The sequence below is a fragment of the Enterobacter sp. AN-K1 genome, assembly GCF_020971765.1.
Classification (GTDB): Bacteria; Pseudomonadota; Gammaproteobacteria; order Enterobacterales; family Enterobacteriaceae; genus Enterobacter; species Enterobacter hormaechei_C.
Map to the genome: position 1 here is coordinate 104,369 of NZ_CP087390.1, position 22,762 is coordinate 127,130.

Sequence of the window (22,762 nt, forward strand, 5' to 3'; positions counted from 1 at the left end):
TTAGTAACGGATTTTCGGGTCGATAACGGCATACAGCACATCGACAACGGCATTAAACAGAATGGTCAGCGCGCCCACGAGGATCGTCAGGCTCAGCACCAGCGAATAGTCACGGTTAAGCGCCCCGTTAACAAACAGCTGCCCGATGCCCGGCAGGCCATAAATGGTTTCAATCACCATTGAACCCGTGATAATGCCGACAAAAGCCGGACCCATATAGGAGAGTACCGGTAACAGTGCAGGCTTGAGGGCATGACGGAAAATAATCCGGCGCATCGGCAGCCCTTTCGCACGGGCGGTACGGATGAAGTTCGAGTGCAGGACTTCAATCATTGAACCGCGGGTAATACGGGCGATGCTGGCGATGTAGGCCAGAGATAATGCCACCATCGGCAATATCATGAACTTCAGCGCCCCGCCGTTCCAGCCGCCCCCGGGAAGCCATTTCAGGGTTATGGCGAATATCATGACCAGCAACGGCGCGACAACGAAGCTGGGGATAACCACCCCGGTCATTGCGACCCCCATTACGGCGTAATCCCATCGGGTATTTTGTTTTAGCGCAGCGATAACGCCCGCAGTGACACCGAGAACAACGGCCAGGATAAATGCAGCAGCCCCTAATTTAGCCGATACCGGGAAGCTGGACGCCACCAGGTCGTTAACGGAATAGTCTTTATATTTAAATGACGGACCAAAATCACCGTGTGCAAGCTGCTTCAGATAGTTGAAGTACTGCGTGGTGATAGGATCGTTTAAATGGTATTTCGCTTCGATGTTGGCCATAACTTCTGGCGGAAGCGTGCGTTCACCGGTAAAAGGACTGCCCGGTGCAAGACGCATCATGAAGAAGGAAATTGTAATTAGAATAAATAACGTTGGAATCGCTTCAAGACAGCGACGCAGGATAAATTTCAACATTGCCCGTACCTTCTGGCGTGTGCCTGATGAATGTTACAAAATAGACACAGTGGGGCAAGCTCGCTCGCCCCACGTATTGCCATTAATGCTTGATAATATAAAGATTCTTAACGGAAATATTATCCAACGGGTCTTTACCGGTATAACCCCCTACCCATGGTTTCACCAGGCGGGCGTTAACGTAGTAGTAAACCGGAACGATCGCAGAGTCTTTATCGAGCTGTTGTTCTGATTTTGCGTACAGATCGGCGCGCTGGGCGTCATCTGCCACCTTCAGGGTTTCGCCAATCAGCTTATCAAACGCCGGGCTCTTATAGTGTGCGGTGTTGTTCGAACTGTCGCTCAGCATGGTGTTCAGGAATGAGGTCGGTTCGTTATAGTCCGCACACCATCCTGCACGTGCCACGTCAAAGGTTCCCTGGTGGCGCGTATCGAGGAAGGTTTTCCATTCCTGGTTTTCCAGCTTCACGTTCACGCCGAGGTTTTTCTTCCAGATTGACGCGACGGCAATAGCCAGCTTTTTATGCAGATCGGAGGTGTTGTACAACAGGCTAAAGGTCAGCGGCTTGTCGGCGGTATAGCCAGCTTCAGCCAGCAGTTTTTTCGCTTCTTCGTTACGTTTTTCCTGGGACCATTTGAACCATTCAGGTTCAACCAGCTTCATACCGTCGGTGTAAGGCGGGGTGTAGCTGTAAGCCGGCAGGTCGCCCTGATTCTTCACTTTATTCACGATAATGTCGCGATCCAGAGCCAGCTTCAGTGCGGTACGAACACGTACGTCGGTGAACGGTGCTTTCTGGTTGTTAATTTCGTAATAGTAGGTGCACAGATACGGATCGACGTGAACTTCTTTAGGGATCTCTTTTTTCAGCTTCTGGAACAGTTCAATCGGCATATTGTTATAGGTCATGTCGATTTCACCGCTGCGGTAGCGGTTTACGTCCGTCACTTCAGAAGAGATTGGCAGGTAGGTGACCTGATTGATAACGGTCTTCGCATTATCCCAATACTGCGGGTTGCGCTCCAGCACCATACGTTCGTTAACGACCCAGTCCTTCAGCTTATATGCACCGTTGGTCACGATATTCGCAGGCTGCGTCCATTTTTCACCAAATTTTTCTACTGCGGATTTTGGTACCGGGGAGACGGACGGGTGAACCAGCAGCTTATAGAAGTACGGAACAGGTTCGCTCAACGTCACTTCAAAGGTGTTGGCATCGATGGCTTTTACGCCCAGGTCGGTAACTGGCTTTTTACCCGTGATGATGTCATCGATATTGGCAATATGGCCATACTGGAGGTAACTCGCATACGGGGAGGCGGTATTCGGATCCGCCAGACGCTGCCAGCTATAGACGAAATCTTCGGCGGTAACCGGCGTACCGTCAGACCATTTCGCATCTTTACGCAGATGGAAGGTCCAGACTTTAAAATCTTTGTTGTCCCATTTTTCCGCCACGCCCGGAGCCGGGTGGCCGTCTACGTCAGTCACCAGCAGACCTTCAAACAGATCGCGGTTAACGTTAGACTCTGGAACACCTTCAATTTTGTGCGGATCAAGAGACTGCACTTCCGCACCGTTATTACGTACCAGCGTTTGCTTCTCAGCCAGCTGAACACCAGCAGGAACGTCCGCAGCCATTGCAGCGTTGCCCGCGATTAGCGCAGTTAAAATCCCCGCCGCTACCAGATTTTTTTTTGTGATGATGGACATTGTGTTGATACTCCACTCATTATAATGACCGGCCTTCGCCAGTTGTGTAATCCCCTGTTGGGGCCTGTACAGCGCAGGAGTTTTTTTTGCTACTGTCAGGTTCTTTTTTTACTTCTTGCTATCACCGACTTCATTATTACTGACCGCTCGTACGGCGGTCTTGCGTCGATTCTTTACACCTCTCCCCTGTCAGAGAGATGCGTTGGATATCTTATGTGAGGGCTATATGAAAATAGTTCTCATCAACTTGTTTAATGCTGCAAAATATAAGGCCGGAAAGTACCAAATGGTGCCAACTCTCGCCAATACATTTTGCAAATTTGTTAAGCATTTCTCTTTTACGATGGCTGGCATAACTGTGGTGCCAACCCTGGCTTACGCCGAAATCAACAAAAAGAGATGTAATTCATACAGATAAGAAATTTTGTTGCTACAAACGCGACGACAAAGCTTGGCTGAACGATTTTTCACGATAATTTAACAATTGATTATTATTTAGCACATTCGTCTGAGTCAGCGTCGAAATTACTAATATCATTTCGGTTATCTGTCAGCAAGCCCCAGAGTATCATGTGAGTAAAATAACAGAGGGTTTGAGGGATTTATGCGCGGCAAGGGGAAATGAAAATAAACAACCCCTTGAAAAACAACAGAAGAGGATTATTAGTAGAACTTATTATGACTGGCGCCTATTTCAACTTTATTTATATGATTTGCAGATAATCACGTAAAAAAAACGGAGCCGCTGGCTCCGCTCTTTCAAATGAAAGTCAGTGTACTAACCCGGGGAATATACTTTTAATACCGGTAACGATAAATTCGATGCCCAACGCCATTAACAACAGACCCATGATACGGGTAATCACGTTGATGCCCGTTTGTCCCAGCAAGCGAACCAGCCATGGCGCCATACGAAATACACCCCAGCAGCACAGCGCGAACAGCGCAATAGCGACGGAAAAGCCAATCAGGTGCATCAGGCTGTGGTAGCGCGTTCCCCAGACAATAGTGGAACTGATCGCCCCCGGGCCCGCCATCAGCGGCAGTGCCAGTGGCACGACCCCGATGCTCTCGCGGATAGCTGTCTCTGATTTTTCCTGCTTGTTCTGTTTATCCTCCCCCAGCTTGCCGCTGATCATCGACATGGCAATCGTCACCACCAGGATCCCGCCTGCTATTCGGAACGAATCAATCGAGATGCCGAAGACCTGAAGAATGGCGTCCCCGAGATAAAGAGACGTAAGTAGGATGATCGCCACCGACAGGTTTGCCGTCAGGTTGGTTTTATTTCGTGCCGCAGCCGTCTGATAGCTGGTCATACTAATGAAGACAGGGATGATCCCTACCGGGTTAACCAGAGCAAACAAGCCGATAAAAAACTTGAAATATGTAGGGAAATCAAAGAGCGTTTGAATCACATTAAGCTCCGCAATTGAGCATGGCCAGGGAGAAACTGCGTGTCATGATAAATCCGCGCTGAAGATACGCTTTTTAGCCGCATACTTCACCAGAAATCTGTTCTTAAACGTTATCAATTCATGATGTTAAACATTTGTGTAATCAATGATATCGCTGCTTCCAATAGTTACTTAATTATTTAACAGTAGAATAATTAGCACAAAATAACCCTGCTGAAAGGTATCAGCTTAGGACAAAATTGATCTCGATCATAATTTTCGTACTCAGAAGTGAGTAATCTTGGTTACGCCGCCAGGGAGATCACCTATCAAAAAGGTATGATGCTAAGGTAAGGCTCTTTTAGTAAATTAGTGAGCTGGAGCAGTGAGTAATCCTTTGTTTTACTGTGTGTTACGCAAGTGGGATCGGCTCTGACTATACTGTCAGACGTATCGAGCGCTGGTTTACTAAAAGAGTTTAAACATTATCAGGAGAGCATTATGGCTGTTACCAATATCGCTGAACTGAACGCCCTCGTCGAGCGCGTAAAAAAAGCCCAGCGTGAATATGCCAATTTCACCCAAGAACAGGTTGATAAAATCTTCCGCGCGGCCGCTCTGGCTGCTGCTGATGCTCGAATCCCTCTCGCTAAAATGGCCGTTGCCGAATCCGGCATGGGTATCGTTGAAGATAAAGTGATCAAAAACCACTTTGCTTCAGAGTATATCTACAACGCCTATAAAGATGAGAAAACCTGCGGTGTGCTGTCAGAAGACGATACTTTCGGCACCATCACCATCGCAGAACCGATCGGCATCATTTGCGGTATCGTTCCAACCACTAACCCAACCTCTACCGCCATCTTCAAATCTCTCATCAGTCTGAAGACACGTAACGCAATCATTTTCTCCCCGCATCCACGTGCGAAGGACGCCACCAACAAAGCAGCAGATATCGTGCTTCAGGCTGCCATTGCGGCGGGTGCGCCAAAAGATCTCATCGGCTGGATCGACCAACCTTCTGTTGAACTGTCCAACGCCCTGATGCATCACCCGGACATTAACCTGATTCTGGCGACCGGTGGTCCTGGTATGGTTAAAGCTGCGTACAGCTCCGGTAAACCAGCCATCGGCGTAGGCGCAGGTAATACCCCTGTGGTGATCGACGAAACGGCTGATATCAAGCGTGCTGTTGCCTCTGTGCTGATGTCTAAAACCTTCGATAACGGCGTTATCTGTGCATCTGAACAGTCTGTTGTCGTGGTTGATTCGGTATACGACGCCGTTCGTGAACGTTTCGCCAGCCACGGCGGCTACCTGTTGCAAGGTAAAGAACTGAAAGCCGTTCAGGACGTGATTCTGAAAAATGGTGCGCTGAACGCGGCTATCGTAGGTCAGCCTGCGTATAAAATCGCTGAGCTCGCTGGCTTTAGCGTCCCTGCTACCACCAAGATTCTGATTGGTGAAGTGAAAGTCGTTGATGAAAGTGAGCCGTTTGCTCACGAGAAACTCTCCCCGACGCTGGCAATGTACCGTGCGAAAGATTTCGATGACGCGGTAGATAAAGCAGAGAAGCTGGTGGCGATGGGCGGTATCGGCCACACCTCTTGCCTGTACACCGACCAGGATAACCAGCCTGAGCGTGTTGCTTACTTCGGTCAGAAGATGAAGACGGCACGTATCCTGATCAACACCCCTGCTTCTCAGGGTGGTATCGGTGACCTGTACAACTTCAAACTCGCACCTTCCCTGACTCTGGGTTGTGGTTCCTGGGGTGGTAACTCCATCTCTGAAAACGTTGGTCCAAAACACCTGATCAACAAGAAAACCGTTGCTAAGCGAGCTGAAAACATGTTGTGGCACAAACTTCCGAAATCTATCTACTTCCGCCGCGGCTCTCTGCCAATCGCGCTGGATGAAGTGATTACTGATGGCCACAAACGTGCGCTCATCGTGACCGACCGTTTCCTGTTCAACAATGGCTATGCAGACCAGATCACCTCTGTTCTGAAAGCGGCTGGCGTCGAAACTGAAGTCTTCTTTGAAGTTGAAGCTGACCCAACCCTGAGCGTTGTACGTAAAGGCGCTGAACTGGCGAACTCCTTCAAACCTGATGTGATCATCGCACTGGGTGGCGGTTCCCCAATGGACGCCGCGAAAATTATGTGGGTGATGTACGAGCATCCGGAAACTCACTTCGAAGAACTGGCGCTGCGCTTTATGGATATCCGTAAACGTATCTACAAGTTCCCGAAAATGGGCGTGAAAGCGAAAATGATCGCCGTCACCACCACTTCCGGTACTGGTTCAGAAGTGACGCCATTTGCCGTTGTGACTGATGACGCAACCGGTCAGAAATACCCGCTGGCTGACTACGCACTGACGCCAGATATGGCTATCGTTGACGCCAACCTGGTCATGGAAATGCCGAAATCACTGTGTGCGTTCGGTGGTCTGGATGCGGTAACTCACGCTCTGGAAGCTTACGTTTCCGTACTGGCTTCTGAGTTCTCTGACGGTCAGGCTTTGCAGGCGCTGAAACTGCTGAAAGAAAACCTGCCAGCTTCTTACAACGAAGGTTCGAAAAACCCTGTTGCGCGTGAACGTGTACACAGTGCGGCAACCATCGCGGGCATTGCGTTTGCTAACGCCTTCCTGGGTGTCTGTCACTCCATGGCGCACAAGCTAGGTTCACAGTTCCACATTCCTCACGGTCTGGCGAACGCCCTGTTGATCAGCAACGTTATCCGCTATAACGCCAACGACAACCCAACCAAGCAGACTGCATTCAGCCAGTACGACCGCCCACAGGCGCGCCGTCGTTATGCTGAAATCGCAGATCACCTGGGTCTGAGCGCACCGGGCGACCGTACTGCCGCGAAGATCGAGAAACTGCTGGCATGGCTGGAGAGCCTGAAGGCTGAACTGGGTATTCCTAAATCTATCCGCGAAGCAGGCGTTCAGGAAGCTGACTTCCTCGCTCACGTAGATAAGCTGTCTGAAGATGCATTCGATGACCAGTGTACTGGTGCTAACCCGCGCTACCCACTGATTTCCGAACTGAAACAGATCCTGCTGGATACTTATTACGGTCGTAATTTCACTGAAAGCGATGTCGCTGCCGTAAAAGTTGAAATCCCCGCAGTTGTAAAGGCTGACAAGAAAGCGAAGAAAAACGCTTGATTGACAGTGTGACAAAAAACCCGCCGCTGGCGGGTTTTTTTATATCTGAGGATACGTGAAACATTCTTATTATTTTCGATTGTCGCCCTGTAACGCCGTCAGCGAGCCTACAGCCAGCGCCTCTTTATAATGCTTGCGGCAGACCGAGACATAACGTTCATTGCCTCCTATCACCACCTGCTCGCCATCAGCATAGGGTTTACCCGACTGGTCCAGGCGAAGAACCATACTTGCCTTGCGGCCACAAAAGCAGATCGTTTTCAGCTCAACCAGCTTATCCGACCAGGCGAGCAGATACTGACTGCCGGCAAATAACTCCCCACGAAAATCGGTACGTAATCCATAGCAAAGAACGGGAATATCCAGCTCATCAACGACCTCTGAAAGCGCATGAACCTGCTCACGGGTCAGGAACTGGCTTTCATCTACCAGCACGCAATGGACAGGCTTAGAGGCATGCTCGGCACGAATGTCCTCCAGCAGGTCCGTTTCAGGGTTAAACAGCCTTGCAGGCGACGAGAGCCCTATTCTTGAGCTTACCTTCCCTGCCCCAAAGCGATCGTCGATTTCGGCGGTATAAACAACGGTACGCATCCCCCGCTCCTGATAATTGTATGAGGATTGCAGTAACGCCGTCGATTTCCCTGCATTCATTGCCGAATAGTAGAAATAAAGTTGTGCCATTGGCCGAAGAACCCTAATCAATGTGTAATATTCCCGATGGATCATTGTACCATATTTTGTACCGTCATCAGCGGCGGGCTGCGCTCTCCAGCCTGCCATGCATCAGTAAATCCTTCGCGAATGGCGCAAAATAATGCGTTAAAACAGGCAGTAAAGGCATTAAACACTGACAATAAGGTGAGTCCGCAACCAGAGATAACACTTCTTTTTATAGTGTCTTCTTCGTTCATTAAAATTCACTATTTATTAACTATTCTTGTCTTCGCTGCGCTTACTCGGGGTAATACAAAAGGCTGATATTTATCAATCGCAACTATAATTCCTGAGGTAAAAGTCACAAAACATACACGCAAATGACGCGCTTTTGCCGTTTGAAACGATATCTCACAGACCCAACAAACAATGAAATTTAAGTTAGCGTAATTAATAATAGCGTCGTTTATTTTGTATTTTTTGAATTCCTTACATTCCCACCTATTGCACAAGTGAAATTAAGGCTCTATTATTAGGACAACAAACCCACCCCCATTATAAGTTTGAGATTACTACAATGAGCGAAGCACTTAAAATTCTGAACAACATCCGTACTCTTCGTGCGCAGGCAAGAGAATGTACCCTTGAGACGCTTGAAGAAATGCTCGAAAAATTAGAAGTTGTAGTTAACGAACGTCGTGAAGAAGAAAGCGCTGCTGCGGCTGAAATCGAAGAACGTACACGTAAACTGCAACAGTATCGTGAAATGCTGATTGCCGATGGTATCGATCCAAACGAATTGCTGAACAGCATGGCTGCGGCTAAAACCGGTACCAAAGCAAAACGCGCGGCACGTCCTGCTAAATATAGCTACATCGATGAGAACGGCGAAGAGAAAACCTGGACCGGCCAGGGCCGTACTCCTGCTGTAATCAAGAAAGCAATGGACGAACAAGGTAAACAACTGGATGACTTCCTGATCAAGGATTAATCTGGAAAGATTCTGAAAAATCCCGCTTAATGCGGGATTTTTTATGCCTGTAATATTCGCCCGAACATCTCCTTACATTCTGTCATATTGTGAGGCTCCCTATTTAACGTCCTTGACAATCCCCCGCCTATTACGGAGCGACAGGCATAAAAAAACCGGTGGACATCGCTCCACCGGTCTTGTTCACTGGGCTGTGAGTTTATTACTTAATACCCACGCTACCTTTGAGCCAGGCTTTAAATTCTTCACCCAGGCTGTTATGGCGAATACCATATTCGACGAATGCCTGCATATAACCGAGCTTATTCCCGCAGTCATGGCTCTTACCTTTCATATGGTAGGCTTCCACGGTCTCTTTCTCGATCAGCATATCGATAGCATCCGTCAGCTGGATTTCATCGCCCGCACCCGGAGGCGTTTTCGCCAGCAGAGCCCAAATTTCAGCGCTCAGGACGTAACGACCAACGACAGCAAGGTTAGACGGCGCGACGTCCGCTTTAGGTTTTTCAACAACGCCAACCATCGGTACGCTTTCGCCAGGTTGCAGGTCAACGCCTTTGCAGTCAACCACGCCGTAAGCGGTCACGTCGTCGACTGGCTCAACCATAATCTGGCTGCTGCCGGTTTCGTCGAAGCGTTTAATCATTTCCGCCAGGTTTTCCTGGGAAAGATCGGACTCGTACTCATCAAGAATCACGTCAGGCAGAATAACCGCGACCGGCTCATCACCCACTACCGGGTGTGCACACAATACTGCGTGCCCCAGGCCTTTCGCCAGGCCCTGACGAACCTGCATAATGGTAACGTGTGGAGGGCAAATAGACTGCACTTCCTCCAGCAACTGGCGCTTAACGCGTTTTTCCAGCATTGCTTCGAGTTCGAAACTGGTATCGAAATGGTTTTCGATAGAGTTTTTAGATGAATGCGTCACCAGCACAATTTCGGTGATACCTGCTGCAATACATTCATTCACGACATACTGGATTAATGGCTTATCAACCAGAGGCAGCATCTCTTTTGGGATTGCCTTCGTCGCTGGCAACATCCTGGTACCCAATCCCGCCACCGGGATAACGGCCTTTCTGACTTTCGAATTAAGGGCAGCCATTGAAATTCTCCTGAACTGTTCAAGTTTTGAACTTTTATGCATTGAATAACGCGTTGAGTATACAGTCTCAGCCACTAATACGGGTCTGAAAAGAACGCGTTGCCGATCAATTAAGACAAATACGCATGAAACTTGCAGCGATAGTAGCACTGCCAGCAAAAACACAGGTAAAGCAATCTGAAAAATAAAATCTGACTGCTTACTCCGTGGACAACATTAAGCGTAACCGCCCTCCGGCACCCCAAATTTGGCACTGCCAGGAGGTGCAGCGATGGCTAATTTGATTAAGGTAAGTATTTCCCAGCGTACCCAACGGCACGCCGTTACTCACCTGAATATGGTGTTCGCCAGTATTCAGCGTGGCATTTAAACCCGCAGAGACCAGAATAAGGTTATTCAACCCGCTGTGATAATAGCCAACCAGAAGCGGGAACTGCCCCGGCAAATTGGCCTGGCGAAAAAGTTGGTTGACCTGTTTTAGTAAACTGCCTAACTCAGGAAGTCGTTGCCCCTGATGGGATAATTGTTCCTGTAGCAATCCATTAAACAGCGCACGGAGTAATAAGGCCGCCAGAACGCCGTTATCTCCCGCCCGGGTAACATCCAGGCAATAAAAAGCGAGGTCGGAATCTGATAGCGGCGCAATATCCAGCACCAGTCCAGGCTGGTCAGCCGCTACCAGCTGGCGATAATTTACTCTGCAATGAGAGATATTTTGCTGCACCGGCGGCTGAAGTTCCTGAAGCAGCTTCGCGGCCGCGAGCGGATTACTGACTAAAGCATCCCAGTCCTGGAAAAGACGTTCTTCTTCTTCCACCCGGGAATTAAACATATTGGGATACAGGCAGGCCAACACCGTTTCACGCAGACGGTTCAAATCTTTAACCGGTTTGAGCAGAATATCCTGCACACCTAAACGCAACGCCTTAGCAATATCCGCCATATTTTCGGTTGCCGAGATCACCAGTATCGGTGTCTGATAACCTTCATTACGCAGGTTTTCCACCAGCATTAATCCGTCCATGCGCGGCATCTCAAGGTCGCAGATCATCAGATCAGGCGCCATGCTGGCCATTTTTTCCAGTGCCTCGACGCCATCTTCGGCAAGGGACGTGGTTGCACCCAGTGAGGATAACCACGAATCCAGTAGCGATCGGAAAACGGGCTCGTCTTCTACTATCAAAATATGTTTTCCGGCCAATGGCTGTGTCATGGTTCCTCCCCTGGCTGACAGTTACTCAATAGTGGCATGCTATTGGTACTATCGCCTGTCAGATTTTGCTGAAGTAATCAAAAAAGTGCTCAACGTGCTGTACGCACAAAAGGCAACAGTTCATCTATTTTCTTTTCGACGGCTAACGAGCCCGCTGCTATGGCGGCCTCAGCCCGGTGGAAATCAAGGGTAGAGATTTGTGGACAATAGGGTTGAATAAGAATATCCGGAGGATCGCCAGCCATACGGTTTCGCTTCAGGCGATTCTCAAGGATCTGAATAGAGGTCGTCATGATTTCAATGGCGTTCGGCGCGGTCACCGCGCGACGGGCGGTCAGGCGCTCTATTCTGCCGCGTAATCGCGCATGCCAGGCAAGTTTCTCTTCTTCCGCATCATCGCTCTGAAGATTAACCGGCATCAAATCTTGCTGCATAAGGTGTGCGTCGTGCTGTAAATCCACGGCAATAACGATATCCGCCCCCATGGCGCGGGTCAGAGAGATGGGTACAGGATTCACTACGCCCCCATCAACGAGCCAGTAGCCGTTGTGAGGCACAGGCGCCATTAAGCCCGGCATGCTACAGGATGCGCGAACGGCAAGATGAATATCCCCTTCAGTGAGCCATAACTCCCTGCCCGTACTGAGGTTGGTTGCAACGGCACCGAAAGGCATTTGGCAGTGGCTGAAGTCAGCGAGGGGCATTATCTTACGAAACTGATTGAACACGCGTTCGCCGCGCAGCAGGCCGCCACGCTGCCAGGAGAGATCCATCAGGCGCAGCACATCCCAGTAACTGAAGGAGCGCACCCAGCTTTCAAGCTCCGGGAGCTTACCGCAGGCGTACGCGGATCCGACCAGCGACCCGATTGAACATCCTGCGACAATATCAACGTCAATCCCCATCTGGTTTAAGGTATTGATAACGCCAATATGTGACCAACCCCGGGCTGCACCTGAGCCCAACGCCAGTCCAATTTTTACCTTTCTCATTAGCCCTGTTTTACTTCCCCTGGATTCCCGACATAGCGTCAACGCACCTGCTCAGTTAACATATTGCTACCTTAAGCGTTTAACGCCTTATTTTTTGTTCCAGGAAGAGAATCGTGTCTCAACTCTGCCCCTGTGGTAGCGCTCTGGAGTATAGCCTATGTTGCCAGCGATATCTTTCTGGCGAGCAGGTTGCACCAGACCCGTCACACCTTATGCGCTCGCGGTATACTGCTTTTGTGATCAAAAACGCAGACTACCTGATTAAAACCTGGCATCCGTCCTGCCATGCTGCCGATTTTCGCCAAGAGATTGAAGCCGGATTTGCCAACACCGTCTGGCTGGGCCTCACCGTCTTTGAAGCCGCTCCCGGCCGCGATGCCAACGAGGGCTATGTCAGTTTTGTCGCCCGCTTTAGCGAACAAAACAAACCCGGCGCCATCATTGAACGCTCACGGTTCTTAAAGGACAGCGGGCAATGGTATTATATTGACGGCACACGTCCGCAATTCGGTCGTAACGATCCCTGCCCCTGTGGTTCAGGAAAAAAATTTAAAAAGTGTTGCGGCAGTAATGCCTGACAACTCAGACTTCGCAAATACATAAACAGGATTTCCCGGCGATGCAATCATTACAACGTAAAGTTCTGCGCACTATCTGTCCCGATCAAAAAGGGCTGATCGCACGAATTACCAACATTTGCTACAAGCATGAACTGAATATCGTGCAGAACAACGAGTTCGTTGACCACCGTACCGGTCGCTTCTTTATGCGTACCGAACTGGAAGGCATTTTCAACGACACAACCCTGCTTGCCGATCTGGACAGCGCCCTGCCGGAAGGCTCGGTGCGCGAGCTGAACCCGGCGGGCCGTCGCCGCATTGTCATTCTGGTCACCAAAGAGGCGCACTGCCTGGGCGATCTGCTGATGAAAGCCAACTACGGTGGCCTGGACGTCGAAATTGCCGCCGTCATTGGCAACCACGAGACGCTGCGTACGCTGGTAGAACGTTTCGACATTCCGTTTGAACTGGTCAGTCACGAAGGCCATACCCGTGAAGAGCACGACAACCTGATGGCAGCTGCGATTGAAGCGCATAACCCGGACTACGTGGTGCTGGCGAAATATATGCGCGTGCTGACGCCATCCTTTGTGGCGCGCTTCCCGAACAAGATTATCAACATCCACCACTCCTTCCTGCCAGCCTTTATTGGCGCGCGTCCGTATCACCAGGCATACGAGCGTGGGGTGAAGATCATTGGCGCAACCGCGCACTACGTGAATGACAATCTGGACGAAGGTCCAATCATCATGCAGGACGTGATCCACGTGGATCACACCTATACGGCAGAAGATATGATGCGTGCTGGCCGTGACGTTGAGAAGAACGTACTGAGCCGTGCGCTGTATCAGGTACTTGCTCAGCGCGTCTTTGTGTACGGCAACAGAACGATTATTCTTTAATCCCTCGGAAAATGAATTGATTAGCTTTACGCCTTTACGGATAAAAAGCAGGCAAACAGCTTCATTTTCCTAAAGGAATGCTTTACAGGGGCGTCTCATTTGATATGATGCGCCCCGCTTCCAACAGGAAGCAGGCCAGTTAAAAGCATTACCCCGTGGTGGGGTTCCCGAGCGGCCAAAGGGAGCAGACTGTAAATCTGCCGTCATCGACTTCGAAGGTTCGAATCCTTCCCCCACCACCATCTCCAGCTTTACCTCAAAATATGAATTACCCCTGGTGGGGTTCCCGAGCGGCCAAAGGGAGCAGACTGTAAATCTGCCGTCATCGACTTCGAAGGTTCGAATCCTTCCCCCACCACCATCACTTCCAGATTCTTAAGCACTCACTCAAGCACAATGCTCCATATTTCTCGATGCCGGGAGTAATCCTTCCCTGCCTGTTTTCCCCGGTGGCGCTTCGCTTACCGGGGCTACAAATAGGGTCTGTAGGCCGGGTAAGGCGCAGCCGCCACCCGGCATCCGCACGCCCCCCTGGATCGGGGACAAAAAAAACCCCGCAAATGCGGGGTTGTATTAATACAGCGAATCAGCGACGGGCACGCACAACCTGATATTTGCGCGTCAGGTACTCCACCGGCGCACTCCAGATGTGCACCAGGCGAGAGAACGGGAACAGCACAAACAGGGTCATACCCAGCACCAGGTGAACGCGGAAGATAAACGCCACACCGTCCAGATGCTCAGAAGCGCCCCCGCGGAAGGTCACGACAGACTGCGCCCATCCCACCAGCTTCATCATCTCGCTGCCGTCCATATGCTGCGCAGAGAATGGAATGGTCAGCAGACCAAGCGCACACTGCACCATCAGCAGGGAGAGGATCAGGATGTCCGCTCCGGTCGTGGTAGCCCGCACGCGTGGGCTGAACAGACGTCGTTTCAGCAGCAGCAGACCACCCACCAGGGTCATCACGCCACAGGTGCCGCCGGCAATCATCGCCATCTTCTGCTTCACTTCAATCGGCAGCCACGCTTCGTACATCCAGTGCGGGGTCAGCATCCCCAGGAAGTGGCCGGCGAAAATTCCCAAAATCCCGATGTGGAACAGGTTTGACGCCAGGTTCATCCCTTTACGATCCAGCATCTGGCTGGAGGCAGCACGCCAGGTGTACTGGCCATAGTCATAACGCAGCCAGCTTCCCACCAGGAACACGGTGCCCGCGATATACGGGTAAATGTCAAAGAAGAACATATTCAGGAAGTGCATTAGTGCTGTCCTCCGTTAGAGATATTCAAATATTGCGGAGCCACCGCTCCGGCAAAACGACGCTGATGCGCGGAGATTTCAGATTCGCCACAGCTCTGGTCAGCAAAGAATTTCACCTGCTCTTCTTCCCAGACGGCATCCAGTGCTTGTGGGGTATCGTCACGGGCTTCATCCGCAATTTTTTCCGCCACTTTTTGACTGTCAACCGAGGCGTTAGCCAGTTTCACCAGCAGATCGAACAGGACTGCATAGCTGCTCTCACGTTGCTGGAGACGCGCGCCGAGCAACGCCAGAATGGGAGCAATGTCCTGCAACCCGCCCAGCGCTTCCTCTTTCGGCAACTGCGCCAGATATTCCAGATACAGCGGCAGGTGATCCGGCAGCTCGCGGCTGTCGAGTTGCAAACCGTGCTGCTCGTACTGGCCCATCAGATCCACCATCGCCTGACCACGGTCGCGGGATTCACCGTGAACGTGTTCGAACAGCAGCAGAGACGTGGCACGGCCCCGGTCAAACAGCTGGCTGTAGTCCGCCTGCGCATCAAGAAGATCGCGTGCCAGCAGATCGCGGAGGAAAACGCCCAGCTTCTGGGCATCCTCTTTATCCAGGTTTTCAGATGACGCGAGTGCATCAAAGAGTTCCTGTTGATGCTGCACAAGCGCAGCATCAGGGTACTCGAGCAGACGCGAAACAATGACGAGTTCAATCATTGGTGCGGCTCCGTTTTGCTGGTCACATCCATCGCGTCAATGCGGCGGCTGTTGAACAGGTTGAATTTGCTGTCTGACCCGTGGCAACCGTCGCCAAAGGTAAAGCCACACCCACTTTTCTCCGGGAAGGCCTCGCGAGCCAGTTCACGGTGGCTGCTCGGCACCACGAAACGATCTTCGTAGTTAGCGATTGCCAGATAGCGGTACATCTCCTGCGCCTGCGCCTCGGTCAGGCCGACCTCCTCCAGCGCGCGGGTATCGTTAACGCCGTCAACGGTTTCCGCACGTTTGAAGTGACGCATCGCCAGCATACGTTTCAGCGCCAGCAGTACCGGCTGGGTATCCCCTGCGGTGAGCAGGTTGGCCAGATACTGAACCGGAATACGCAGGCTTTCCACGTCCGGCAGAATGCCGTTGCTACCCAGTTCACCCGCGTCCGCCGCAGACTGAATCGGAGACAGCGGCGGCACGTACCAGACCATCGGCAGCGTGCGGTATTCCGGGTGCAGCGGCAGGGCCAGCTTCCAGTCCATCGCCATTTTGTACACCGGGGACTGCTGTGCGGCGTCAATCACGCTCTGCGGAATACCGTCTTTCAGCGCCTGCTCAATAACCTTCGGATCGTTTGGATCGAGGAAGACGTCCAGCTGACGCTGATACAGATCTTTCTCGTTCTCGGTGCTTGCGGCATTTTCAATCGCGTCCGCGTCGTACAACAGCACGCCGAGGTAGCGGATACGACCTACGCAGCTCTCTGAGCAGACGGTCGGCATACCGGCTTCGATACGCGGGTAGCAGAAGATGCACTTCTCAGACTTACCGCTCTTCCAGTTGAAGTAGATTTTTTTGTACGGGCAGCCGGTGATGCACATACGCCAGCCGCGGCACTTGTCCTGGTCGATCAGCACAATGCCATCTTCTTCACGCTTGTAGATGGCGCCGCTTGGACAGGTCGCCACGCATGCCGGGTTAAGGCAGTGTTCGCACAAGCGCGGCAGATACATCATGAAGGTGTTTTCGAACTGGCCGTACATCGCCTTCTGCATGTTCTCGAAGTTCTGGTCTTTGGCGCGTTTTTCAAACTCGCCGCCCAGAATCTCTTCCCAGTTTGGACCGCTGGTAATTTTGTCCATGCGCTGACCGGTGATCAGCGAGCGAGGACGGGCGATCGGCTGGTGTTTGCTTTCCGGCGCGTTGTGCAGGTTCTGGTAGTCGTAATCAAACGGCTCGTAGTAATCATCAATGCCCGGCAGATGCGGGTTAGCAAAGATTTTACCCAGCAGCATGGCACGGTTACCCATGCGCGGTTGCAGTTTGCCGTTGATTTTACGGATCCAGCCGCCCTTCCACTTCTCCTGGTTTTCCCAGTCGGTCGGGAAGCCGGTGCCCGGCTTACTTTCCACGTTGTTGAACCAGGCGTACTCCATACCTTCACGGCTGGTCCAGACGTTTTTACAGGTGACTGAGCAGGTATGACAGCCGATGCATTTATCCAGATTCAGCACCATGCCGACTTGTGAACGAATTTTCATTTTACGCTCTCCTGTACCTGGTCATTACCTTCACCATCTAACCAGTTAATATTCTTCATCTTACGTACCACCACGAACTCATCGCGGTTCGATCCTACGGTGCCGTAGTAGTTAAAGCCGTAGGCCAGCTGGGCATAACCACCGATCATGTGGGTCGGCTTCGGCGTAATACGGGTCACGGAGTTGTGAATGCCGCCGCGCTGCTCGGTGATCTCAGACCCCGGCAGGTTAACGATACGTTCCTGCGCGTGGTACATCATGGTCATCCCGGCCGGTACGCGCTGGCTCACCACCGCACGCGCCGTCAGGGCACCGTTGCTGTTAAACACTTCGATCCAGTCGTTATCTTCGATACCCAGATCTTTGGCGTCCGCTTCGCTCATCCAGACGATTGGCCCCCCGCGCGACAGGGTCAGCATCAGCAGGTTGTCGCTGTAGGTGGAGTGGATACCCCACTTCTGGTGCGGCGTCAGGAAGTTAAGCGCCTTCTCAGGGTTACCGTTCGATTTCGCGCCCATCACCGCTTTCACGGAGCGGGTGTCGATTGGCGGACGGTAAACCAGCAGGCTTTCACCGAAGTCACGCATCCACTGGTGATCCTGATAGAGCGACTGACGGCCAGAAAGCGTGCGCCATGGGATCAGCTCGTGAACGTTGGTGTATCCGGCGTTATAGGACACATGTTCATCTTCGAGGCCAGACCAGGTCGGGCTGGAGATGATTTTGCGCGGCTGGGCCTGAATATCGCGGAAGCGGATTTTCTCTTCCTCTTTATTCTTCGCCAGGTGCGTATGGTCGCGGCCGGTAAACTCGCTCAGGGCCGCCCACGCTTTCACCGCCACGTGGCCGTTGGTTTCCGGGGCCAGGGTCAGGATCATCTCTGCCGCATCAATTGCCGTGTTCAGCATCGGCTGGCCTTTGGCCGGACCGTCTGCTTTGGTGTAATTGAGCTTGCGCAGCAGATCCATTTCGCTCTGGGTGTTCCAGGCGATGCCTTTACCGCCGTTACCGATCTTCTCCATCAGCGGGCCGATAGAGGTAAAGCGCTCGTAGGTTGCCGGGTAATCACGTTCAACCGGAATAATGTGCGGCGCGGTCACGCCCGGGATCAGGTCGCACTCGCCTTTTTTCCAGTCCTTCACGTCCAGCGGCTGCGCCAGTTCGGCAGCGGAGTCATGCTGGATTGGCAGCGTCACCACGTCGGTCTCTTTGCCCAGGTGCCCTACACAGACTTCGGAGAATTTCTTCGCGATGTCTTTGTAAATTTCCCAGTCGCTTTTTGATTCCCACGCCGGGTCAACGGCCGCAGACAGCGGATGAATAAACGGATGCATATCCGACGTATTCATGTCGTCTTTTTCGTACCAGGTGGCAGTAGGCAGCACGATGTCGGAGTACAGGCAGGTACTGGACAGGCGGAAGTCCAGCGTCACCACCAGATCCAGCTTGCCGTCCAGACCGTTGTCTTTCCACTCCACCTCTTCCGGCTTCACGCCGCCCTGCTTGCCGAGATCTTTACCCTGAATACCGTTTTCGGTACCGAGCAGGTATTTCAGCATGTACTCGTGGCCTTTACCGGACGAACCCAGCAGGTTAGAGCGCCAGATAAACAGGTTACGCGGATGGTTTTTACCGTTCTCCGGCTGTTCTGCCGCGAAGCGGATTGAGCCGTCTTTGAGGGATTTCACGGTGTAGTCCACCGGCGACATGCCCGCCTGCTTCGCCGCTTCCGCAATGCGCAGCGGGTTCGTGCCCAGCTGCGGCGCAGAGGGCAGCCAGCCCATACGTTCAGCGCGCACGTTGAAGTCAATCAGGTGGCCGCTGTAGCGGGATTTATCCGCCATCGGCGAAAGCAGCTCCTGCGCGGTGACCGTCTCGTAGCGCCACTGGCTGGAGTGGTTATAGAAGTAGGAGGTACTGTTCATGTGACGAGCCGGACGCTGCCAGTCAAGGGCAAACGCCAGCGGTTGCCAGCCGGTCTGCGGACGCAGTTTTTCCTGGCCCACGTAGTGCGCCCAGCCGCCGCCGCTCTGCCCGACGCAGCCGCAGAAGATCAGCATGTTGATCAGGCCGCGATAGTTCATGTCGAGGTGATACCAGTGGTTCAGACCGGCACCGACGATGATCATGGAGCGACCGTGGGTTTTGTCGGCGTTTTCCGCAAATTCGCGGGCGATACGGGTGATCTGGGCGCGTGGCACACCGGTGATCTGCTCTGCCCAGGCTGGGGTATAAGCCTTCACGTCGTCATAGCTGGTCGCGCAGTTTTCGTCGTTCAGGCCGCGCTCCAGGCCGTAGTTCGCCATGGTCAGATCGTAGACCGTAGTGACCAGAGCGGTAGAACCGTCCGCCAGTTGCAGGCGCTTCACCGGCAGCTTGTGCATCAGAACGTTTTGCAACTCAACCTTGTTGAAGTGCTCGGAACCTTCACCACCAAAGTACGGGAAGCCGACATCGGCGATCTCATCCTGGCTGCCCAGCATGCTGAGACGCAGCTCCGTCTCTTCACCCGTGGTGCCGTTACGCTGCTCCAGGTTCCATTTGCCTTTTTCGCCCCAGCGGAAGCCGATAGAACCGTTTGGCGCCACCAGCTCGCCGTTGCTGTTGCAGGCGACCGTTTTCCACTCCGGGTTGTTTTCCTGACCCAGCGCATCCACCAGATCCGCGGCACGCAGCATACGGCCTGCGGCGTAATAGCCGTCACGCTCTTCGAGCATCACCAGCATTGGCATGTCGGTATAGCGACGCACGTAATCGGTGAAATACTGGCTTGGCTTGTCGAGGTGGAATTCACGCAGCATGACGTGGCCCATCGCCAGCGCCATTGCGGCATCGGTACCCTGTTTCGGCGCCAGCCACAGGTCGCACAGTTTGGCGATTTCGGCGTAGTCCGGGGTCACGGCGACGGTTTTGGTCCCTTTGTAACGTACTTCGGTAAAGAAGTGCGCATCCGGGGTACGGGTCTGCGGAACGTTAGAGCCCCAGGCGATGATATAGCTGGAGTTGTACCAGTCAGCGGACTCCGGCACGTCGGTCTGCTCGCCCCAGGTCTGAGGCGACGCTGGCGGCAGGTCGCAGTACCAGTCGTAGAAGCTCAGGCAGGTACCGCCGATGAGTGACAGGTAGCGCGCGCCGGAGGCGTAAGAGACCATCGACATCGCCGGGATTGGCGAGAAGCCTGCCACACGGTCAGGACCGTAGGTTTTCACGGTGTAGACGTTGGAAGCCGCAATCAGCTCGTTCACCTCTTTCCAGGAAGAGCGAACGAAACCACCGCAACCACGCGCCTGCTTGAAGCTTTTCGCTTTGTCGGCATCTTCAATGATGGAGGCCCAGGCATCAACCGGATCGCTGTGCTGCACTTTCGCTTCACGCCACATTTTCATCAGGCGTTTACGCATCAGCGGGTATTTCAGACGGTTGGCGCTGTAGAGATACCAGGAGTAGCTGGCCCCACGCGGGCAGCCGCGCGGCTCGTGGTTCGGCATATCCGGACGGGTACGCGGATAATCGGTCTGCTGCATTTCCCAGGTCACCAGACCGTTTTTAACGAAAATCTTCCAGCTACATGAGCCAGTGCAGTTTACGCCGTGGGTAGAACGGACAACTTTGTCATGCTGCCAGCGTTGACGGTAACCGTCTTCCCAGTCCCGGTTGGTATCCAGAACCTGGCCGTGCCCATCGGCAAAAGTTTCACCCTTCTGTTTGAAGTAGCGAAACCGGTCCAAAAATTTGCTCATCGGGTATCTCCTGTGTGGAGCCTGTGGCTCTCTAAATCGACATTGCTGATTTGCAGCGAAGGTAACGCTATGAAAGATGGTGAGAATTGATAACGATCAAGACGAAGGGGGACTCTGAGGGGGGGTATTAGATCAAATACCACCAAAGCGGTAGCCGTTAATATTTTTTAACTTTATGATTTATATGGATATATTTTATTTATCGTACAATAAGCGAGGCAAAATTTAACATCTTAGGTATTAAGGGGTAGAAACACCTGTAAAGCGATGGCGATCACAGCGTTACCTGCGTATGACCACAGGAAAAGCTATTAGTATGTTGTAACTATTTAGCGATTAAAAAAAGCGCGGCACTCAGGCCGCGCAAACGGATAATCAAGCTTACTTGTTTTTCTTGGTATTACGGCCATATACCAGCCAGGTGATGACCACGCAGGCGATATAGAAGACGAGGAATATTTTCATCGCACCCGCCGGAGAGCCGGTCAGATCCAGTGAGATACCGAACGCTTTTGGAATAAAGAAGCCGCCAATCGCGCCAATCGCAGAGATAAACCCAAGCGCCGCAGCGGTATCGGTGGCGGCTTCACGCATTGCCTGCTCATCGCTCCCGCCCTGCGCTTTCACGCGGTCCATGGTCAGCTTGCGAAAGATGACAGAGATCATCTGGAAAGTAGACGCACTGCCCAGCCCGGCGGTCAGGAACAGCACCATGAATACGCCGAAGAAGGCAAAGAAGTTACCCCCCTCACCACCCGCAGGCAGCGTCAGGAACAGCAGCGCACAGAAGATGGCCATCACAACAAAGTTCACCAGCGTAACGCGCGTTCCCCCCAGACGGTCGGAGATCATCCCGCCCAGCGAACGTGCCAGCGCGCCGATAAACGGACCGAAGAAGGCAAACTGAAGGATCTGCACGTCCGGGAACTGGGTTTTAGACAGCATGGCAAAGCCTGCGGAGAAACCGATGAACGAGCCGAAGGTCGCCAGATACAGCAGCGCCATCACCCACAGGTGGCCACGCTTCAGCACTGGCAGCTGCTCGCTCAGTGACGCTTTGGACGCGGACAGATCGTTCATGAAGAACCACGCCGCCAGGGTAAAGACCACCAGGAACGGTACCCAAATCCAGGAGGCGTTTTGCAGGAACAGCACGGAACCGTCGGGCTGCGTCACACCGCCGCCGCCAAAGGCCGCAAAGATGGAGACAGAGATCGCCAGCGGGGCAATCAGCTGCATCACGCTCACGCCCATATTACCGAGGCCGCCGTTAATGCCCAGCGCACCACCCTGCTTCGCTTTCGGGAAGAAGAAGCTGATGTTTGCCATACTGGACGCAAAGTTCGCCCCCGCAAAACCGCACAGCAGAGAGATAATCACGAATACGCTAAACGGTGTGGAGGTATCCTGCACCGCAAAACCGAGCCACACGCACGGCACGATCATGATCCCGGTACTGAAAGCCGTCCAGCGACGACCGCCAAAGACCGGCACCATAAACGCGTAAGGAACGCGCAGCAGTGCGCCTGAAAGCGACGGCAACGCGGTCAACATAAACAGCTGATCGGTGGTAAAGGTAAAGCCCACTTTTGGCAGGTTAACCGCAACCGCACTAAACAACATCCAGACGCAAAACGCCAGTAACAGACATGGAACGGAAATCCACAGATTACGACTTGCTACACGGTGGCCGCGCTGTTGCCAGAACGCCGGATCCTCTGGACGCCAGTCTGTAATAACGGCACCAGTTTCCCTTTCGGGAGCGGAAGAGTGACTCATAGACACCTCTGATTCTCGAATGATGCTGCAAACATTAGGGCTTTAGGGCGGCGGTAAGTTGATATAAATCAAAGGAAAAGTGGGAGGTTTTGCGGCGAA

Annotated in this window: 17 protein-coding genes and 2 tRNA genes; 6 read left to right on the forward strand and 13 right to left on the reverse strand. The window is 52.5% G+C overall.

The annotated features are described in order from the left end of the window. The 3 genes from oppB to LOC22_RS00545 all read right to left on the reverse strand — a co-directional run bounded on the left by oppB (position 1) and on the right by LOC22_RS00545 (position 4,053). Positions 1–921, reverse strand: a complete 921-nt coding sequence (oppB, locus tag LOC22_RS00535; RefSeq protein ID WP_003856738.1) for an oligopeptide ABC transporter permease OppB — start codon at positions 919–921, stop codon at positions 1–3. 82 nt (positions 922–1,003) lie between these two features. After that, the gene (gene oppA / locus LOC22_RS00540; protein ID WP_017693312.1) at positions 1,004–2,635 is read right to left on the reverse strand and encodes an oligopeptide ABC transporter substrate-binding protein OppA; all 1,632 of its coding nucleotides are present in this window, start codon (positions 2,633–2,635) and stop codon (positions 1,004–1,006) included. 770 nt (positions 2,636–3,405) lie between these two features. Then, complete coding sequence (locus LOC22_RS00545; RefSeq protein WP_017384236.1) at positions 3,406–4,053, reverse strand: YchE family NAAT transporter; 648 nt, start codon at positions 4,051–4,053, stop codon at positions 3,406–3,408. A 480-nt stretch (positions 4,054–4,533) separates the two neighbouring features. Here LOC22_RS00545 and adhE point away from each other — a divergent pair, with 480 nt between their 5' ends. Further along, complete coding sequence (gene adhE, locus LOC22_RS00550) at positions 4,534–7,215, forward strand: bifunctional acetaldehyde-CoA/alcohol dehydrogenase (RefSeq protein WP_032103375.1); 2,682 nt, start codon at positions 4,534–4,536, stop codon at positions 7,213–7,215. 69 nt (positions 7,216–7,284) lie between these two features. Here adhE and tdk read toward each other — a convergent pair whose 3' ends face one another. Then, on the reverse strand, positions 7,285–7,899 hold the full coding sequence (gene tdk / locus LOC22_RS00555; protein ID WP_003856726.1) for a thymidine kinase: 615 nt from the start codon (positions 7,897–7,899) through the stop codon (positions 7,285–7,287). 41 nt (positions 7,900–7,940) lie between these two features. Then, positions 7,941–8,129: a hypothetical protein gene (locus LOC22_RS00560; protein ID WP_123912598.1), complete on the reverse strand. Its 189-nt coding sequence runs from the start codon at positions 8,127–8,129 to the stop codon at positions 7,941–7,943. 320 nt (positions 8,130–8,449) lie between these two features. Between LOC22_RS00560 and hns the strand changes: the two genes are divergently transcribed. Further along, positions 8,450–8,863, forward strand: coding sequence for a histone-like nucleoid-structuring protein H-NS (hns, locus tag LOC22_RS00565; RefSeq protein WP_003856724.1), 414 nt, complete (start codon positions 8,450–8,452; stop codon positions 8,861–8,863). A gap of 202 nt (positions 8,864–9,065) precedes the next feature. On the opposite strand, the gene galU is transcribed toward hns, so the two are convergent. The 3 genes from galU to rssA all read right to left on the reverse strand — a co-directional run bounded on the left by galU (position 9,066) and on the right by rssA (position 12,176). Then, positions 9,066–9,971 (reverse strand): UTP--glucose-1-phosphate uridylyltransferase GalU, encoded by a 906-nt coding sequence (galU, locus tag LOC22_RS00570; protein ID WP_003856723.1) that lies wholly within the window; start codon positions 9,969–9,971, stop codon positions 9,066–9,068. A 199-nt stretch (positions 9,972–10,170) separates the two neighbouring features. After that, a complete protein-coding gene (rssB, locus tag LOC22_RS00575) occupies positions 10,171–11,184 on the reverse strand; it encodes a two-component system response regulator RssB (protein ID WP_003856721.1) in 1,014 nt (337 codons plus the stop codon). Positions 11,185–11,273: 89 nt separating this feature from the next. Beyond that, positions 11,274–12,176, reverse strand: a complete 903-nt coding sequence (gene rssA / locus LOC22_RS00580) for a patatin-like phospholipase RssA (RefSeq protein WP_045339903.1) — start codon at positions 12,174–12,176, stop codon at positions 11,274–11,276. A gap of 113 nt (positions 12,177–12,289) precedes the next feature. Between rssA and LOC22_RS00585 the strand changes: the two genes are divergently transcribed. The 4 genes from LOC22_RS00585 to LOC22_RS00600 all read left to right on the forward strand — a co-directional run bounded on the left by LOC22_RS00585 (position 12,290) and on the right by LOC22_RS00600 (position 13,999). Then, positions 12,290–12,754 (forward strand): YchJ family protein, encoded by a 465-nt coding sequence (locus tag LOC22_RS00585; RefSeq protein WP_023303849.1) that lies wholly within the window; start codon positions 12,290–12,292, stop codon positions 12,752–12,754. A 41-nt stretch (positions 12,755–12,795) separates the two neighbouring features. After that, positions 12,796–13,638 carry a formyltetrahydrofolate deformylase gene (gene purU / locus LOC22_RS00590; protein ID WP_003856715.1) on the forward strand — a complete coding sequence of 281 codons (843 nt, stop codon included), beginning with the start codon at positions 12,796–12,798 and terminating at the stop codon, positions 13,636–13,638. A 157-nt stretch (positions 13,639–13,795) separates the two neighbouring features. Next, positions 13,796–13,880 (forward strand) — tRNA-Tyr (locus LOC22_RS00595). Between the two features lie 34 nt (positions 13,881–13,914). Continuing rightward, positions 13,915–13,999 (forward strand) — tRNA-Tyr (locus LOC22_RS00600). Between the two features lie 225 nt (positions 14,000–14,224). Here LOC22_RS00600 and narI read toward each other — a convergent pair. The 5 genes from narI to LOC22_RS00625 form a co-directional block, all read right to left on the reverse strand. Continuing rightward, on the reverse strand, positions 14,225–14,902 hold the full coding sequence (gene narI, locus LOC22_RS00605; RefSeq protein WP_017693307.1) for a respiratory nitrate reductase subunit gamma: 678 nt from the start codon (positions 14,900–14,902) through the stop codon (positions 14,225–14,227). Further along, complete coding sequence (narJ, locus tag LOC22_RS00610) at positions 14,902–15,612, reverse strand: nitrate reductase molybdenum cofactor assembly chaperone (protein ID WP_017384242.1); 711 nt, start codon at positions 15,610–15,612, stop codon at positions 14,902–14,904. Before narJ ends, narI begins: the two co-directional genes overlap by 1 nt. Next, positions 15,609–17,144, reverse strand: a complete 1,536-nt coding sequence (gene narH, locus LOC22_RS00615) for a nitrate reductase subunit beta (RefSeq protein ID WP_017384243.1) — start codon at positions 17,142–17,144, stop codon at positions 15,609–15,611. Before narH ends, narJ begins: the two co-directional genes overlap by 4 nt. Next, positions 17,141–20,884: a nitrate reductase subunit alpha gene (locus LOC22_RS00620; protein ID WP_230239251.1), complete on the reverse strand. Its 3,744-nt coding sequence runs from the start codon at positions 20,882–20,884 to the stop codon at positions 17,141–17,143. The genes narH and LOC22_RS00620 overlap by 4 nt, the downstream gene beginning before the upstream one ends. Before the next feature lie 381 nt (positions 20,885–21,265). Further along, positions 21,266–22,663: a NarK family nitrate/nitrite MFS transporter gene (locus LOC22_RS00625; RefSeq protein WP_017693303.1), complete on the reverse strand. Its 1,398-nt coding sequence runs from the start codon at positions 22,661–22,663 to the stop codon at positions 21,266–21,268. Positions 22,664–22,762: the final 99 nt, after the last annotated feature.

Excerpts from the sequence above, each read along its gene's own strand:
- oppB (WP_003856738.1), bottom strand. The coding sequence starts at position 921 with ATGTTGAAATTTATCCTGCGTCGCTGTCTTGAAGCGATTCCAACGTTA.
- oppA (WP_017693312.1), bottom strand. The coding sequence starts at position 2,635 with ATGTCCATCATCACAAAAAAAAATCTGGTAGCGGCGGGGATTTTAACT.
- adhE (WP_032103375.1), top strand. The coding sequence starts at position 4,534 with ATGGCTGTTACCAATATCGCTGAACTGAACGCCCTCGTCGAGCGCGTA.
- tdk (WP_003856726.1), bottom strand. The coding sequence starts at position 7,899 with ATGGCACAACTTTATTTCTACTATTCGGCAATGAATGCAGGGAAATCG.
- LOC22_RS00560 (WP_123912598.1), bottom strand. The coding sequence starts at position 8,129 with ATGAACGAAGAAGACACTATAAAAAGAAGTGTTATCTCTGGTTGCGGA.
- hns (WP_003856724.1), top strand. The coding sequence starts at position 8,450 with ATGAGCGAAGCACTTAAAATTCTGAACAACATCCGTACTCTTCGTGCG.
- galU (WP_003856723.1), bottom strand. The coding sequence starts at position 9,971 with ATGGCTGCCCTTAATTCGAAAGTCAGAAAGGCCGTTATCCCGGTGGCG.
- rssB (WP_003856721.1), bottom strand. The coding sequence starts at position 11,184 with ATGACACAGCCATTGGCCGGAAAACATATTTTGATAGTAGAAGACGAG.
- rssA (WP_045339903.1), bottom strand. The coding sequence starts at position 12,176 with ATGAGAAAGGTAAAAATTGGACTGGCGTTGGGCTCAGGTGCAGCCCGG.
- purU (WP_003856715.1), top strand. The coding sequence starts at position 12,796 with ATGCAATCATTACAACGTAAAGTTCTGCGCACTATCTGTCCCGATCAA.
- narI (WP_017693307.1), bottom strand. The coding sequence starts at position 14,902 with ATGCACTTCCTGAATATGTTCTTCTTTGACATTTACCCGTATATCGCG.
- narJ (WP_017384242.1), bottom strand. The coding sequence starts at position 15,612 with ATGATTGAACTCGTCATTGTTTCGCGTCTGCTCGAGTACCCTGATGCT.
- narH (WP_017384243.1), bottom strand. The coding sequence starts at position 17,144 with ATGAAAATTCGTTCACAAGTCGGCATGGTGCTGAATCTGGATAAATGC.
- LOC22_RS00620 (WP_230239251.1), bottom strand. The coding sequence starts at position 20,884 with ATGAGCAAATTTTTGGACCGGTTTCGCTACTTCAAACAGAAGGGTGAA.
- LOC22_RS00625 (WP_017693303.1), bottom strand. The coding sequence starts at position 22,663 with ATGAGTCACTCTTCCGCTCCCGAAAGGGAAACTGGTGCCGTTATTACA.